Annotated in this window: 12 protein-coding genes; 1 reads left to right on the top strand and 11 read right to left on the bottom strand. The window is 60.0% G+C overall.

Annotation, left to right across the window (positions count from 1 at the left end):
* Positions 1-66: 66 nt before the first annotated feature.
* From JO391_RS21345 to JO391_RS21660, 4 genes are all read right to left on the bottom strand, one after another.
* Positions 67-2808 carry a DUF3427 domain-containing protein gene (locus JO391_RS21345; protein ID WP_259444949.1) on the bottom strand — a complete coding sequence of 914 codons (2742 nt, stop codon included), beginning with the start codon at positions 2806-2808 and terminating at the stop codon, positions 67-69.
* A gap of 409 nt (positions 2809-3217) precedes the next feature.
* Entirely contained in the window at positions 3218-4417 is a 1200-nt protein-coding gene (locus tag JO391_RS21340) for a Fic family protein (protein WP_220664844.1), read from the bottom strand.
* 209 nt (positions 4418-4626) lie between these two features.
* The gene (locus tag JO391_RS21665; protein ID WP_259444951.1) at positions 4627-4929 is read right to left on the bottom strand and encodes a hypothetical protein; all 303 of its coding nucleotides are present in this window, start codon (positions 4927-4929) and stop codon (positions 4627-4629) included.
* A complete protein-coding gene (locus JO391_RS21660) occupies positions 4930-5397 on the bottom strand; it encodes a hypothetical protein (RefSeq protein WP_259444950.1) in 468 nt (155 codons plus the stop codon).
* On the opposite strand from JO391_RS21660, the gene JO391_RS21830 reads away from it, so the two are divergent.
* Positions 5396-5989 (top strand): hypothetical protein, encoded by a 594-nt coding sequence (locus tag JO391_RS21830; RefSeq protein WP_375155720.1) that lies wholly within the window; start codon positions 5396-5398, stop codon positions 5987-5989. The two genes, JO391_RS21660 and JO391_RS21830, sit on opposite strands and share 2 nt — an antisense overlap.
* Positions 5990-6141: 152 nt before the next feature.
* On the opposite strand, the gene JO391_RS21330 is transcribed toward JO391_RS21830, so the two are convergent.
* The 7 genes from JO391_RS21330 to JO391_RS21300 all read right to left on the bottom strand — a co-directional run bounded on the left by JO391_RS21330 (position 6142) and on the right by JO391_RS21300 (position 16643).
* Positions 6142-6459 carry a plasmid mobilization protein gene (locus tag JO391_RS21330; protein ID WP_259444948.1) on the bottom strand — a complete coding sequence of 106 codons (318 nt, stop codon included), beginning with the start codon at positions 6457-6459 and terminating at the stop codon, positions 6142-6144.
* 134 nt (positions 6460-6593) lie between these two features.
* Positions 6594-7364, bottom strand: coding sequence for a helix-turn-helix domain-containing protein (locus JO391_RS21325; protein WP_220664841.1), 771 nt, complete (start codon positions 7362-7364; stop codon positions 6594-6596).
* 696 nt (positions 7365-8060) lie between these two features.
* On the bottom strand, positions 8061-8738 hold the full coding sequence (locus tag JO391_RS21320; protein WP_220664840.1) for an HNH endonuclease: 678 nt from the start codon (positions 8736-8738) through the stop codon (positions 8061-8063).
* Positions 8710-9942, bottom strand: a complete 1233-nt coding sequence (locus JO391_RS21315) for an AAA family ATPase (protein ID WP_220664839.1) — start codon at positions 9940-9942, stop codon at positions 8710-8712. The genes JO391_RS21320 and JO391_RS21315 overlap by 29 nt, the downstream gene beginning before the upstream one ends.
* A 204-nt stretch (positions 9943-10146) precedes the next feature.
* Entirely contained in the window at positions 10147-11889 is a 1743-nt protein-coding gene (locus JO391_RS21310) for an ATP-binding protein (RefSeq protein WP_220664838.1), read from the bottom strand.
* A 9-nt stretch (positions 11890-11898) separates the two neighbouring features.
* Positions 11899-12924, bottom strand: a complete 1026-nt coding sequence (locus JO391_RS21305) for an SIR2 family protein (protein ID WP_220664837.1) — start codon at positions 12922-12924, stop codon at positions 11899-11901.
* A 278-nt stretch (positions 12925-13202) separates the two neighbouring features.
* Complete coding sequence (locus tag JO391_RS21300; protein WP_220664836.1) at positions 13203-16643, bottom strand: phospholipase D-like domain-containing protein; 3441 nt, start codon at positions 16641-16643, stop codon at positions 13203-13205.

Below are 16643 nucleotides of genomic sequence, written 5' to 3'. Positions count from 1 at the left end.
CTCTTTCCTTATCGCCCTTTATCGATCGCCTTGCCGGCGACGGCTTGTGAGTGCGCGGTATGGCGATCAATCATCTTCAGTAATTCCAAGCTCTGCCCAAAGCGCACGCGGGGCGGGAACTGGCAATTCCCAGGTCACTTCGATCGGTTTCTCCCCTGTCCAGTCGACAAACTTCGGCTGCCCGCAATAGATGAAGGGGTTGACCTTGCCGTTCACCTTGTTGCCGCGGCGGACGAACAGGTGGACATCATGGCCTTCCTCACCGCTGATGACGCGGCCATGCTTGCTGTTCTGGCGCGTCTGGTTCTGGCTGAACCAATTCAGCCGGGACGGGCTGAGGAATGCATTTTCGTAGGTCAGGTCCTGGGTCGAGACATTTGCCAGAAGAATCATGATCTTCTTCTCCGGCAATGCCTTCATCCCGGTTCGCCAGAGGTTTTGCTTGTACTCTTCGCCGAAGAACTCTGCGATCTCTGGCACGTAGTAGCGCTGCCAAAGCTCCAGCGACTGTGGCTTGCCGACGATAGTGGCTGACCCTTCGGCCGCTTCCCTGGCAAGGGGCGTCTCGGCCAGCCGCCATTCGATCAACTCACGCGCAAGAGGTTCCAATTCGCCTGATGCGTCAGGGCGCGTTAGGCGCAGGATTGCGCCGTTTTGGGCGAGGTGCGGGTTGAATGCGAGGTCTTCGGCCCCTTCGGTCGGTTGCCGCCCGGCAACGATGTCGCGCAGGCCGGTCAACGCGGCACGAGACAAACCGCGCGGGCGTTCCATCTCGTGCAGCAGCCGACCATGGGTGGCAAAGGGCCGTACGGGGACTGCATCACCCATGTCGCGGACGAAGTCGAACCAACCACCATGGCCCGAAGCGCGAGGGTCGAAGCCATTGCGGAAGACTTCGACAGCCGTGGGACGGATGCCGCTCCGGTCCCGGAAGTCGATGTAAAAGGCTTCAAGCTCTGCCGTGCCTTCTTTCGGGCGAAGGAGAGTGCGCAGGATGTCGACGACCTGCAGCTCATAAGTGATCTCGCAGCCTTTCGGCATCTGGAACTCGCCGGCCTGCAACGCCTCCAACTTGGTCGAAATCGAACGATCTCCCGCGCCCGCCTGCAGAAGGGTGGCAACCTTGGTAAGAAAGCTGCGGTGGTTGCCGATGTAGTCGATCACCTGCAGCACCTTACCTTCGACGCGCCGCAGGCCGCGACCAAGCTGCTGTAGCCAGATGATCGCGCTTTCGGTTGGGCGCAGCATCAGGACGGTGCCGATTTCAGGCACGTCGACGCCTTCGTTGAACATGTCGACCGCGAACAGGATATCGATCTCGCCCCTACCCAGCGCGGCCAGAGAGCTTGCCCGCGGGGCCGAGCTTTGGCCCGAGTGGACGGCAACGGCCTTCAGCCCGGCCGAGCGGAAGTAATCCGCCATATAGTCGGCATGGCGCATCGAGCAGCAAAAGCCGATCGCGGGACCGCTTGCACGCTTGCGATGCTGTTCCAGCGCATTCAGTGCCCGCGCTTCCGTCGCCAGGGCGGCGTCAAGTGCGGTTGGATCGAATTGCCCAGACCGCCATGGGATCTGCGCATAGTCGACATCGTCCGGCACACCGAAATAGTGGAATGGCGACAGATGCCCCGCGTCGATCCCGCGAAACAGGTCGCATTGATATACAAGGTTTTCACCACATAGCCCCAGCAGGTCAGCACCGTCTGTCCGGTCTGGCGTAGCAGTCAGACCCAGAAGGAAACGGGGCGTGAAATGGGAGATCAGCTTCTGATAGGTGCTGGCGGCGGCGTGGTGGAACTCGTCCACGACGATGTAATCGAAATGGTCGGGGTCGAATTGGCGCAAGTGACCGATGCGGCCCAACGTCTGGACCGAGGCAAAGAGGATTTCCGCATCCGCCTCTTTCTCGGTGCCTGTGTAGCGGCCCAGCTTGGCCTCTGGTCGCACCTTCCGAAAGGCCGCCATTGCCTGCGTCAGGATCTCGTCGCGATGGGCCACGAAAAGGATGCGGCCGGCCTTGGCTCGGATCGTGTCGAAGGCGGCCAACCAAGTTTTGCCGAGGCCTGTCGCTAGCACGACCAAACCGGCGCGGTGGCCGTTCGATCGGCTCAGCGTTAGGGCCTCCAACGCTTCTTGCTGGATGGAATGCGGCTCTGGCGGTGGGCCTTCCTCGGCCACCACGCGGGCAGTGAACTCGGGCATCGGCCGCGCTCTGCGGCGATTGGCATAGGCGTCGATCCAGGCAGAAGTCAGGGGCTTAACCTCTGGGCGTGCCACCAGGTCTTCGAAAGCCGCGGCGACACTGTCAGCGGCATCTTCGGAATGCAGATTCCACTCTACCCCCTCGGTCAGCGCCGACTGCGAAAGGTTCGAGCTTCCGACAATCGCTGCCCCCCGCGCATCCGCAGCACGGAACAACCAGGCCTTTGGGTGAAAACTGAGACCGCCGGTTTCGAAAACGAACAGCTCCGCCCCTTCTAGGTCCAATAAGCGCGCTAGAGCCGTTGGATCGGTCGTTTCGAGGTAATCGCCCACGACAATCCTCAGCCGACCACCCCGCGCCAGCATCTCACGGAACCAAGGCTCAAGGAGTGCCACACCGCTGTCCATTGCGAAGGCAATGGCGAGGTCGACAGACTTCGCTGTATCCAGTCTTTCAGTGAGCAAAGGCAAAAGCGGGTCACGCCCCCCGGTCGTCAGACGCGACCCGGATCCTTCCCTGAGATGGAAATGGTCATGTGCCGATGAAGCGACAAAGCCCGGAGTGCCGCGCCCAAGTGCTGCGCCCACGTCAGCCAGCATCGCCATCTGTTCCGGTCCGTTCAGCTCATCCCATGTCGTTACATGACGCGGCGCCGGGATCAACCCAGCCTCTCGGCGCAAACAGATCGGACAAGACATGCGTGGGTCAGACACGGAGATCCTTGGAACACAAGACTACGCCGCCATTGGACGTTATAGGATGAACCTTGTCCAGGCACTTGGTTTGTTTGAACAAATCGGTTGGTGCGTCCGGATCAGCCGCCAATCCCAGTCCTACCGCCTCTGAAAATGCCGCTCCTCCCCACCGCCATCGCACAGACCGGAGCACTCAGCACCAGAACAGCCACAGATGTCCAAGGAGTCTCGAATGTCTGATTTCGTAAAGCTGCGCCGCAGCAACACATACACAAAGGAATGGCAGGTTTGGGCAGTTCATGTTGTTGAATGTTCAGATTTACCTTTCCGGAAACAACCCCGGCATCCAGTCGCTTGCCAGCCTAGCAGGAAAGCTCAGCCGCAAAGGCGCGCGTTGGGTGTCTGACTTCAGCGCCCCCACCGCCAGCAGTTCTGCCGTTACCTTTCGCGCCTGACGGTCGCTGACGCCGAGAAGCCCGGGCAGTGCCCCGCGTTCAAGCTCGCCGGACATCAGCGCTTCGCGCATGACGATGTCTGCGCCCTTGGAAAGCGTGCCCTTGGCCATCTCGGCTTTGCACCAGGCCATGATCCGTTCGCGCAGGCGTTGCGGTTGCATCAGGGTTTGCATGAAGCGGACCTGGTCGATGCAGGCCTCAAGGAAGAAACTCGCGAATTCGGCCAAGCGCTGTTCGGAGAGGTTGCCTCGGCCGTCAGCGCCGCCGTGGCGGGGTTCGTCGGCTGCCATGAGGCGCTGCTTGTATTCAGCGTCGCGCCGGGCGAGGCCCCGTGCGGCAGACCACAGGCCTTCGGAGCCAACGCTTTCGCGCAGCATGGCGTGGGCGACCATGCGCGAGACGCGGCCGTTCAGGTCGACGAACGGGTGGACCCACACAAGGCGATGATGGGCGCAGGCTGTGGCGATGATCGCGCCGCTTCGGCCCTGCAACCCGTACATCTTGCGCATGTGCGCCAGAAGGCGCGGCACGGCGCCGGGGCTGGGGGCGACGTGCTTTCCGACCTGGACAAAGTCCGTGCGGAATACGCCGGGGACTATGGGAAGCTCTGTGCCGTCCGGTCTGTGCACGACGAGCAGTTCCTGGGGCAGGTTCTGACAGAAGCGGCGGTGGATTTCGCGCAAGCTCTCCGGCGCAAGCGGGTGGTCGGTCAGGCCGCCCGTGTCGATCCAGCGCTGCACCTCGATGTGGGCGACGGCTTCAAGCTGCAGGTTCCGTTTCTCGGCATCGGCGCTGAAATCCTTGTTCAGGGCGCGCTCGATGTCGATCGGGTGGGTGTTGTGGCCTTCGATCAGGTTCGAGTAGTAGCAGTTCATCGACCGGACGAGATCGGCCAGCGGCGCGCAGATGCCTTCAGGCAAGGACGATCGCAGCCCTGACGACTGGCTGGCGAGTTCGACGGCGAGGTCGTTCAGGGGAGCGCGATACCTTGACGCTTCCTCAGGGATCAGCGGCTCTACGATGGTGATCGCTTCGCCCTTGTCTGTTAAAGTATCGGTCGACATGGCGCCCCTAGATGCAAGGCCCGGCGGCCCTGTTAGAGTTCCGGTTCATGTTCCGGACTCGGCAAGGAGCTTAGCGCGCTTAACATCAACAAAATAGGGAAAAAATCTGCAGTCAAATCGCAGGCAGACCCCGGTATGTTCCGCTACATGTTCCGTTTCAAGTTCCGTTTCCTGCCCCTGCTACAGCTCATGCCCCCAGTCCCGTTCCCTCAGCGCCGCTTCAGCCGTTCTTCGGCGGCCTTCGCTTGCTTCAAGCTCTCGCTCAACTGCCTGTCGATCGCCCTGTAGTTCGCGGCTTCGCTCAGCAAGCCACGCAAGGCCGTCATGGACTCGATCTGCGACTGAATGAGCAGCGCCACGCAATCGACCAATCCATCCATCCTCAGCCCCAGCCGGTTGGTCGAGCGCGCTTCCAAGGCGCGCAAGGCCTGTGCAGAGGTTTCGGAGGCTGTCGCCAACCGTTCGACGTAGCCAAGCAATTCGCGCTCCAGCGCTGTCAGCGGGGTCTGCATTCATTTCTCCTTTATCTGAATGCACAACACCGATCTCTGATCGCTGATCGCGCATGTCTGAATACTCGCACGGGCCGGGTCGGTCAGAAGGTAGGTCGTCCCGCCCTGGTCGATCCGCTGCAAGCCAAGGCGCGTCAGTTCCGACTTCGACAGCATCGCGCTCCAGAACCAGCTCAGCACGAGCAGCGCCGTGATCGCGGCGGTCGCGGTCGCCAGCAGGATCACCGGCGCCAAAGTCATCCAGCGCGTGATCTGGTGCTGAAAGCTCTGCATTGTGCCCGAGGTCGCGTGCAGAAACATGCGGGTATCGGCCTCGATTGTATCCCGCGCGTGCGTCGCAATGGCCGTCAAATCGCGCCTGAAGCTCTGCAGCTGGGATGCCATCAAGGCGGCGTTCTCGTGCCGCAGGGCTTCCAGATCCGCGTTCAGCCTCTCGCTGAGCCGTGGGGTCGGCCTTCCAGTCGTCATGGAAGATATCTCCTTTCAGTCGCCAGCGCTCGCCTGTGTCGGGGTCTTGCACGGTGAGGTATTCCTTGCCCGCACGCGGGACGGTGAAGCCGACATCGGTCATCAGGGCGACCATGCTGGCGCGGTCGGTGATGGTGCCCACGGAAACTTCGTCGAGGATCCATGCATGGACCTCCTCGCGGGTCTTGGCGCGCTGAGGGGTTTCAAGGACGGGCTGCACCTCCTGCGCACGGTGGGCGTCCATCGGGTCGGCCCAGCCGTGGGTCTGGTTCATCAGATCGCGAAAGGAGTCGAAGGCGGTCTGATAGCCGGGCGGGGCGATGTTCAGGCTGCGGCCAGAGGACAGGTCGAGGCGAGGGGTGCAGAAGTGCAGCTCGACGCGGCCTTCGTGGCTGTGGCGGACCCACAGGATGTCGAACTGCTCGGGGTGGAGGCCCGCGAAGGCAAGCTTTTCGAAGCCGTCCATGACCTTGGCCTGTTGCGCCTCGGTCGGGGCGTCATCGGCGGCGAAGCTGATGACACCGGCGCGGTAGGTCCACGCGTGATGGCTGGCGTCGATCAGCGCCTCGGTCCGGTCGGGGTTGCCGCGTAGGACTTCGGGGTGTGGGTCGCGGACCGTGTGCGTGGGCTGGCCAGCGGCATCGCGAATCAGGTCGCGGTTGGCATCGTAGGCCAGCACCTGATCCGCGATCAGGTAGCCGACGGGGCCGGACCCGCGCCCCTGGCCGTTGGGGAAGAATTTGATCAGCATTCGCGGCCCTGGGCGAGGATCTGGGCAAGCTGACGCTCGACGGACAGAAGGCGGCGGGCGACCTCGACCGCGTCGACCGTCGGGGTAAGGCCAGCGGCATGGGCGCGGTTCAGCCAGCGGGCGATCTGGTTGAGGTTGCCGCCGATGCGCCCGACGGCCAGCACCAGCGCCGGATCGACGCGCGGGGCGGGCTTTCGGCGGCGGGCATCCGTGCGGCCAAGGGCCTCGCGCAGAAGGGTCGCCACCGGGACGCCCGCCGCTTCGGCCTTTTGTCGAAGCTCGGCCTTCTCGGCCGCCGTGCAGCGGAACACGAAAGTGTCCGTCAGCGCGGGCCTTTCGCGGGCCGCGCCCGCGCCGGTGGGGTTCGAAGGGGAGGCTTGCCCCCCCCTCGCAAGGCCCCGTGTCAGCAGCGCCAGCGTATGACACGGGTCGCCTTGCTCCCTGCTCATCCCGCATGACGCTGCTCCATCTGCCCGGATTCCTTCCCGGCAAGACAGCGCAGCCGTCGCACCTGATCCCGCCATTCCGGGCTTCCCCTTGGCGCGGGACTTCGGGCCGGAACCCAGAAGCCGCGATGATGGCCGTTCACCACCAAGGGCAGGTTTCGGTCGAGCGTGGCCAGCCCTTCCTGCGCCAGACGGTCGTTCCAGTCGCGGGCAAAGCAGATGCCTTGCGGCACGAAGACCAGCGGTGAGGGCGGCGCGCTGCGGGCCGTGGCTGTGCCGGATTGCCCCTTCTCGGGCAAATCCGGCGCGGCAGCGGCCGTTCTTGGTTTAAGTTCCTTTTCTTTGTTCGGGGGGCGTTCCTGCCCCCCTTTTCCGGACAGATATGTCCCCTCGGGCGGACAGGATTGTCCCCCTTTCGCCCGGGAAAGGGGGACGATCTTGTCCCCCTCCCGCCGCCGCTGCGTGGCACGCCGCAGGGCAGCTTCGGTGGGGCGGTAGCGCGAGGCATTGCCGCGATTGGTGCCGCGCACGACCGTCAAGTGGCGCGCCATCTCGGGCTTGTTCAGGGCGCGCTTCACCGATTTCGCATGCCGCCCGAGCGCCGTGCCGATCGTCTCGAACGACGGATGGCATTCGCCGGTGTCATGGTCGGCATGGGTCAGCGCCAGATAGGCGGCAATGCGGAAGGCGTTATCGTCAAGCGACTGGTCGAGGACGAGGTCGAGAAGGTACTGCAGCTTGACCTGGCAGAAGGGCAGAATGTCAGACATGCAGGCCCCCGGTGATTGCGCCGGAGTCTGCGCTTTGGTAATCTGTCAGGACAGTGACTTCGAATGCGCCGTCGAGGTGGGTGGCCGCCCCCTCGACGGTTTTTCTTTGGCCTAGATCGCCCGAAAACCGGTTTGACAATCGCCCCCTAAGTGCTTGATTTCCCGTAGGGGGTTTGACAGGAAAACGCCGCGCAACTGGCTGATTTCCCGCGTCGGTGGACGGCGGCGTATCCAACAAATCGGATGTGGGCCTTCCTTCAGGCCAACAACATCCACGTCGCCACCTACGCGCCGAGGCAAACCCATGCGACCCTTCCCAGTCTCCGCGCCAATGCGGTTTCCACCCGTCAGAAAGCGCGGTTCAACCTTGCGACTGACGGTGAACGGTTCGGGCGTCGCAGGCGGCAAGTTCGGGCGGGAGGCGGTCTGTCGGCGCTGCTGCCCGGCAGCCGCTTCACTTCATGGGATCAGACAGTCGGGCGATTTGCAGCGCGATCTAAGTTGGTCCCGCAGCAATGGGCGGCGATTGGTGTGTCGGCAGCGCAGCTTGGGGTACTCAGAAATTCACGATAGCAACAAGATCCGTCGAGACAAATGATCGGCTAATTGAAACCTGGTAGCAAAGCCACGCTATCCTGTCGGCTGAGAGAATCTGCAACGGGTTCCTCGTCCGGGTTTTGTGGACCAGTTGTCGCGCTACTGGCCAAACTTGCGTGCAAGTTCCTGCGCCTCTTGGGCGCCTTTCCCGAGGTCGTCAGGAACATCGAGTCCTTGCGCCGCATCAAAGCTACCGACCTCCCGCTCCTTAAGATTGAAGTAGTCGTAGGTGTATGGGCCCTTCTCGCTTCCCGGTTGCTTCGTATACTTAATCAGGGTCACGTCGTCGTTCATCTCGATGCTGATCGAAATGTGCTCCTTGTAGAGATCGAAGTTTGGATGGACCAGTCGATAGTTGGCGCTGTCTTGGAGTGCTGCTGCAGAGACTGCGTCGACCACGAAGTCAATTTTGGCACGCTTGTACTGCATATTGCAGCGCTTGCATGCAATGCCGAGATTCCAAACAGTGTAAGCAAGAGGGCGGTAGGCAGCGAGCGACTTGGGCAGGACATGTTCGGGATCGACGATGAAATGTCCGCCACCATGAAGCGGAAATCTGCAGTAACAGCATCGGTCACCATGACGAGCGCGATGAAGATCGCGAATCTTGACCTTCGCGGCGACAAGGTTTGCCTCTTCTGCACCTCCGGGCTTCCAATCCCACGGCTTCTGCGTCGCGATCGCCTTGGCGATTGCTGCCTTTTCGTCCTCCGTGAATACACAGGTGTCGAGGCTGGGCACGTAAGGATCAGGCAAAGCCATCATCTCCGTCGTCAATACCAGCCTTCGCCCGTTCAACCTTATCGACAAGCTTGCGCACGGCCTCAAAAAAGCGATGCTGCTGATCGTCGAAGCTGCGCTCCTCGAGCGCACCGATCAGTTGAAGAACCTCTTCCTTGCCGGTCTCGTCCTTCTCGAAGCGCGAGATCGCTCGGACGATTTCTTCGCTGACGAAGTGATTGGCTGGCGTGACGACCCCAAATGCCTCCCAAAGTATCTCCTCTATACTGTTCGGCGCAGCCGACGCGTCGATCTCGAGGCGCGCGGGCCGCCCGTCCCGCACGCGGAACACTGATACCTTGTTGGGAGCGTCACTAAGTGCGCCGGTGACCACCAGTGGCGCATGAGTGGCTACGATGAGAGTTGCGTTACGATAAGCCATAGCGGCCATGAGCTTGTCTACATACTCGCGCTGCCAGCTAGGGTGAAGGCTGTTCTCCGGCTCGTCGACTAGGATGATCGCACCGCGGCCGGCCTCAGTGATAAGGAACAGCAGCGACGAAATCAGAGCGAGCTGGCCTGAACTCGCCAGACGCATCTCGATCACTGTGTGGCGTGGATCTTCGCGCTGGAGCATGACCTCCAAAAGACCAATGACCTTGAGGCGGCGGAGGATTGCCTCGCAGCGCAGCACGGCGACAAACTCTCGCGCAAGGCTGAACTCGAACGCGGAGCGGGTGGCATCGATCCAGACGAACTCCCTGGGGTCGTGGCGACTAAGGAAAGCGAGTGCGCGATGCAGTTGCTCAACGTAGTCCGGTTCGCCATCCCATGCCACATCTTCAACGGTGGCACCGCTGCGGGTACTATCCAACTTCCACTGCAGATCATCGAATGACGATCCGAAATGTTTGGCCTTCTCGATCCGGAACCCGAAGCGCGGGGCATAGCCGCAATAATCCATGATCGCGCTGATCTGATGGAACGAGGAGTCGTCTGCATCGAGCGAACGTGCGACCGCGCGCTTCACGATATTGGGCGGCGTATGATCGGGCCGACCAGCGGAGATACGCCGAATCCCTCGCATCCTAGCGAACCGGTCATGGGGCGTGTTCGACACGGCGATAACGTTCTCATGACGGTAAGACTCTGCTAGGGCCCGAAGGAATGTACTTTTCCCAGATCCATTCGGACCAACCAGTATCGCGACAGAATCTTCGCGCTGCCGATCAGATATTTCAAGATCTCTCAGTTTCGCCACTAATTCCTCCCGCGTCTCTCATTCGTCGCACGGAGACCTAAAGCTCTACACCTGTATCGCCGAAACAAAGCCCGTTCACTGTGAATGCGGACGAACCAACTGATCGACCATATTTCGGACGTTCACTTCGCGCTTCTGAGAGGATACAGCTCTGCCCCTACGAAAACACGATATGAGCATGAGCTGCGGTCTCCGCTCCCAGGACTATTGGTTACTCTGTCGTCGCCAAGAGAGGACGGCATCTCCTGTTCCCGCAACCGGCTCTGCATCACGCCAACGATCCCAGAAATCAACTGTCGCACTATTGGGTTTGAAGCGTGGCGCAGACACGATCACACGTGTCGGTAGCAAGCTGGCGTCACCAACCACTAGTGCTTCCCCGATATCAAGGACCGGAAGGAGATCACCAAAGCCTCCGAGGCTGTCAGGCAGCAACCTTCTGATAACGGATTGATCATCACCGTTCGTCAATCGCATAGCGATAACGTTGTTGCATTGGCTAAGGACAGTCCGGTTGACCTCGGCGGGTCTCTGACTAATGACAACCAGCCCGACCCCATATTTCCGTCCCTCTTTGGCAATTCGCTCGAAGATTCCAACCGAAATCTCATCGGCGGACTCCGACGGTGCACGCTCGGGGATATACAAATGCGCTTCATCACAGAATAATGCGATTGGATGACGACTCTTCGGCGGCGTCCACTGGCTAACAGCAAAAATAAGACGAGCAATCAAACTCACCATGAGCGGAAGAATATCGGACGGCACTTCCGAGAAGTTAATGATCTTGATTCCACCCTTTCCATCGCCCTGCGATCCGCGCCCACCGATGAGTAAGTGCGTAATCTCAGAAAGCCAAGCCATATCCATGCATGCATCAGGCGGTTGGAATATGAACCCGAGGCGGCGATCATTTCGCTTGGCTTCAAATCGTGCGATCAAACGACTCAGCTTGTCAAAGTACGGCCCCTGTTTCTCGCCACGTGCACCCTGCACCATTTCCTGGTTCAATCGCGCAAGGTCCTCGTAAACGTTGTCGATGTTAAAAGGTACCGGACTATCGATGGTGAAGTTTGCGCGAATATCGGCGTGCTGCTCCGGATCAAGCATTGCTCGCTTTGCGTCGGTGATGCAGCGCGTCATCAGCATGGCTTGGTTCGGGGCGTTCTGATCAGATCGGTCAACGAACAGGGAGATCAATGCCTCATAGCCGAGAAGCCAGAACGGGAGATGCAGAACGCCATCCGTCAGTCCGCGATCCTGTCCAATATCTCCAGGTCCAGCGATTCGCAGATGCCGGAATTCATCGCTATCCAGAGTCTGATACTCACCATGGATATCGAACAGAATTGCGTTGGCTTGCGGAAGCTCAGCAATTTGGTCTAGTAGCCGCGCAGTTGTGTAAGACTTACCACTTCCCGTGCTTCCAACGACGATAGCATGGCGCTGGAAAAGACGATTTCCGTTCAAGAACGCCCGAGCATCCTCGTCCAGTGCATAGCGGCCAAGATCAAGCTGAGGACCGTCGCCCGAAACCTGAGAAATGACTTGCATGAAGTCTGTCAGGCGCTGGCCTTCCACGGAAAAGCAATCCGCATCGATTTCCGGCACAGTCTCGAGTGTGCGCTTGAATATGTTCTGTTTCAGACCTTCCTTATCGACGAGGGTCCCAATCAGAGCGAGCCGCACGAGGTTGTTCTCTGGAAGCACGGCTTCCGGATCTTCCTCAGCTCCAATAATTTCTGTTTCGTCGCCTGCCTTGCGCGTGATGCGTGAAACTATCCCAATCAGGTGCTGCCCGGCCTTCGAACTTCTGATCGCCGTCAACCGATTCACCTGAATCCGTTTGAGACGTTCAAGTTCATCGACTCGCACTGTAACTGTAGCCGTGTCTACAGCAATAATCTTGCCAAGGCTTTCATCATCATTGAAATCTAGAATGCCCACCTCTATCTCCTAAAAGCCAATCAGGTCGTTCATTGTCGACAACTCCCAGTACTTACCTCCGGTCACAACCACGCCATCAGGGTTGTCGCGGTTATATACCATTGTTCCATCATTATGATTTTCGAGCGCGAGGTAATGACGCCCCGCGTTGTTCTTCAGAAAGGCTTTCGCTTCGGGCGTCAGGGTCCGCGCCGCCACCAAGATCGGAGCATCATGCACGCGGCAGCGAGTCACCAGCTTCGGATGGATATGGCTATCGCGAAAACCGTAACCTATGCAGATGAATGCGCTAGCGGCGCTCAGCACGCGATCAGCACCTTGAATTGCGCTTCGAAAGGGCTCGTCGTGCGTCCGCTGATACTTGCTGACGCCGGGCGTGACGATCAGCGGAACTAAGCCATCGGGCAACTCGCTCGTCATAGGCAGAGACATCACGCCCCCGTGTGGGTCTGAAAACCAGTCGAGAGAACCGTGAACTTTCCAGACCGTTACCGTCCGAGCCAGATTAGTTCCTTGTTTGAAGATCAGATTCTCCGCCCCATCGGTGCGTCGCAGATAACCCGGAAGAAACCCTGTGTTGTGTATGTAGCCGCCTGTGTCAGCAGCATACTCGGCGACGCGGTCATAGTTTGTCGTTACGACGTGGATGTTGCGGTTTGTGCTTCGGAACAAGCCAGTGAACAGGGAACGGAGAGGGAAGACCGTCTCAGCCTTTATCGCTGACTTGAGGAGGCGGTAATCATCCTGCGCGATGAAATCCCAGGTGCTCCGGACAATCTTTGTGACCAGAGAGTCGGGCAAGGTCTTGTTTTCTAGCGCTGCTTCTAAGTGATCGCCCGCCGCCATGGCGGTTCGTACCAGCGTCCACGCATCGATTTCCGGTCCATCTTCGGCCTGCACGTTATCGCGTAGCCAAACTGCCAAGTCCCCCATGCCACGAATGCCATGAGGAATCGATGCACCGCTCCCAAGCACAATAACCGGGTGTTTCTGTGTGCAGCTTTGGCATTGCTTTGCGAGGTCTTCGAGTTTCACAGATTTGTTCACTCTTCGAAAATGGCGCTTGGATTGCGGGCGGATCGAACATGCCAACGTCAGTTTGGCCACAGAAGGCGAGGGTGCTAATCTACCTCTGTGCTGTCAAGGTCCGCTTTCGGGCGTGCGCGGCTGCTGCCAAGGACATCAAGCAAAGGGGCAGGTTAGGGCCGTTCGCCTACCGCCAGAATGCGAAGACGTTTGAGCCACCGTTGACAAAGCGACTGCGCCTTCGCTGCGAATGGTGCGCTTCAGAACCACGCCCGGCCGCAATCGTGTCACCGCTGAGCCTCAAAGATGACCGCGACCCGGCTCAGGATATCCAGAGGCTCCCCTTCTGACAGGGCCCTACACGCTCCAATAAGGTCATGCATCCGAACGCGGACGGCGACGCGCACTTCGTCGGGTTGCGCGCAAAAGGCACCGTAGATCGCGTCAATGCCAAGGTAATCGGGGATCTCGCCCCCTGATGCGCTGCGCTGGCTTACGGCCTCTTTTGCCTCGATCCAGAAGACATCCAGTTCGTGCGCCCAGGCTTCGGCCAGTTTCTCGAGCGCTGGCAAGGTAAGGTCGCCAAACTGCCCCTGGCCCCCGTCAGTCACAGGACGGCCGGTCAAGAAGCCCGCAAGGGAAGCTAGCAGGGAAACAGTGCGTGCCGGGCGGATATCCCAGTGTGTAAGTTGGCCGAGAGTGCCGCGCAAACGGTCCAAGGTTGCGCTCACCTGGGCAAACTCAGGGCGGATATCATGACGGTCGAGGTGACGTGTTTCCGCATAGGCTTGCGAGAGAAGCCGCGCCGCCTCCGTCTGATCTCCGATGATCTCTGCTCGCCCACCATCGTCGCGCACTGCAAGAAGACGAGGAGGCAAGACGGTTGGGTCTTGAGGGCTGCCAGTACGCCCCCCCAGAAGCAGGATCGTCACGGGTTGCCGGGATTCGAGCAGGCACAGTTCTGCGCCCCAGAGGCCGCGCGGTTTGGCGCTTTGCACACGTTCGAACACCTCTGGCGGCACCGCTCGGCGCAGCCCCTCGATCTGATCGAAGTAGTTTCCAGACCGCAAGGTCCTTGGCTTCTTGATTTGATCGAGAACCAGATCCGTCAGGTCTCCGGCAGCAAACTCGACCAACTCAGAGGGCAGGTCATCCGCACCGACCCCAGAAAGCAAAGCGATGCTGGCAACGCGGGCGCGAGCCTTGTGATCGGACGACAGAACAAGGCCCGGTAGATCGAAGGTGTGGTAGTGGATGCGGGAGTTCGGGCTGTCGATCCTGTCGATCCGACCCAAACCTTGGATCAGGCTTTTCACGTCAGACGTCACCCCGATAATCCCAAGTGCCGGCGCGAGTTGGAGATTTATCCCTTCTGCCATCTGAAAGGTCAGGAACATCGCCCGCGATTTCATCGTATCGACGTGCTTCCCGTCGATCCCAAAGTATTCCTGCGCTTCTGCCCCGGATCGAATGTGATGCATCTTTTTGCCCGGTTTGATCTGCGCACCTGGGGCCACCACAAAAACCTCGGGACCCCGGCCTCGAGCCCCCGCCAAAAGACGCGCATACACTTCAAGCACGCCGACGCGTTCCGCAAGGAAGATCGCATGACCATGCTTGCGCAGAATATCGCGCATAACCTCGGCGCGGGTCTCGTCGATGCTATCGAGGCACGCATGGTTCAGAAGGCGCGTGATCCTGTTGCAAATCGGTGTCTGGGAGTCGTCGACCTCGGGCGACAGTTCTTCTGGAAGAACACCTTCAGGGATCGCCAGTCGTCGCATGTTCTGCCTTTCGGCGCGTCGAAGGTTCTCTCCAATTGAGGCGCGTCCTCGCTGGTCGGCATCGCTGTCGCGCTCTCGCGCCCATTCTTCGCGCGCGAAGATGATTGATGCGCGCAGCAGTGCCAGGAAATTACGTATGTGAATTCGCGACTTATCGTGAAACTTGATCTCGGTCTGGCCTGCGCGTTGCGGATCAGCGGACACAAGGGTGATCCCGGTCGTGATGCATTCGGCCAGTGTCTTGATCCGCGCAATGATCTGGCGCTGCTGGTCGGTAAGTGCCGTGTCTTCGCGATGGCTGCGGGTTAACGGGTAAACAAATGCCCCGCTTTTTCTGTTGGCGCTTTCCCCTATGCAGGCGCGCTGGCGGCGCACCACATAGGGCGCGAGGGCATCTGCCAGCCCCTCTTGCAGCGCGCTAATCTGCAATCCGTCGGCTTCAAGTTGGCGTTCGATAGCACCGACTTCTTCCCTCAGGGTCTCTGCACTGTGGAATAGGTCTTCCTGCACACCCTGCGCTTCGATGCGACGATTGACCTGATCCAGACGCCGGACCAGTTCCCCGCGAGCGCGCACTTTGGCCATGTGTTGGTTGATCTGATCCGTGATCATAGGCGGCACATAAATCGAGGCGCGCTTTTCATGGAAAGCGAGCAGACCATCGAGCCCCTGGTTGCCCATCAACGTGGCCGAAAGACAGGCTGTCCAAATGGCCGGGCTTCGTTCGAACACAAGCGAGCGCGCCGAAGGCGCGAGATAACGCGAGCTTAGCCGGTGGCTTTCATCTACGATCATTGACGCGGACGAGCGGACGGCGCGGTTGATCTCGTCCAACTCGGCAGCCTCGTCCTTTTTCTGGCGGGACAAGTGGCTGTGCTTGATCGGCTTGAAGTTTGCGGGGGCATTCGTCGTCCAGTTTTTCAATACGCTCGCGGGGATCAAGGCGAGCGAACCGAGGCGCTGTTGATCTGCCCGCTCACCCCAGGAGAATACGGTCTGCGCGTGGCTGACCGGCAGCACCGTTGCCAGGTGTTTTCCGATGTCAGTTTTCCCTGCCCCAGTCGGGGCCTCGACGAAAGCAAAGCCATGTTCGTAGACGGTGCCCGCAGCCTCATAGACCAAGTCCGCCTGAAATGGCTGCGGCGGGCGACCTGCGCTCGTATTTCCAGCAACTCGCCAGGGTGTGAAGCTGGTGGCTTCGTGAACGGTCCTCGCTAGTGCCTCCTCCGGTGTGACGAGCCGGATGAGCGAGCGCAGGATCTCCAACGCTGTTTCTGTCCAGTCGCGGCCCATCTCCCAGAATTGCTCGGCGACAGCGCGCCTTGCTTTCGCGATTTCCGGCCAGGCATGGGCATCGTCCATGAATTCGAGGTTCCGGCGCAGACCATTGACCGAAAAATTTGCGCTGCCCGACAGTGCAGAGCCTTCGCCGACAATCAGCTTTGCATGCAGCATAGGCGGTCTGCGACCCAGCTTTGCCTCTGCAAGCGCTGGATCGAAAGCGCGAAACTGGATGATGCCTCGTTCAATAGCATCCATCGCGAGAACGGCGCGAAGGTCAGCCAAGTCGACGACTGACAGGCCCCGAGCACCGAGAAAATACTGTCGGGCTTCCTGTGCGACTGACCGCCCGCCACCACCAAACTGTCGGCGAGCGTCCGTGTTCGAGCCGAAAACGATGCGGATGCTGCCTTCTGGCCGTTCTGCAAGACCATGGACCGCATCGAGCACGATCGTCAGGGAAGACAGGAAATCCTGATACCCGGTGACGATCAGGCAGCGCGGTTCCTGCAGCACGGATTTGACCAGGGCATGGACCGGGCGGGTCGCATTATCAGCCCACGCATCGTGGCCCCGCGGGGATGATGCCTCTGACGCGTTCTCTTGCCGGTCACCATCGGCGGTCCGAAAGAAAAAGCGCGAGATTAGTCCCTGCCGTTCCAT

The sequence above is a fragment of the Neotabrizicola shimadae genome (genome assembly GCF_019623905.1).
GTDB classification, from domain to species: Bacteria; Pseudomonadota; Alphaproteobacteria; order Rhodobacterales; family Rhodobacteraceae; genus Neotabrizicola; species Neotabrizicola shimadae.
The sequence above is the reverse complement of the archived record's forward strand: the minus strand, read 5'-3'. Positions and strand labels throughout refer to the sequence as shown.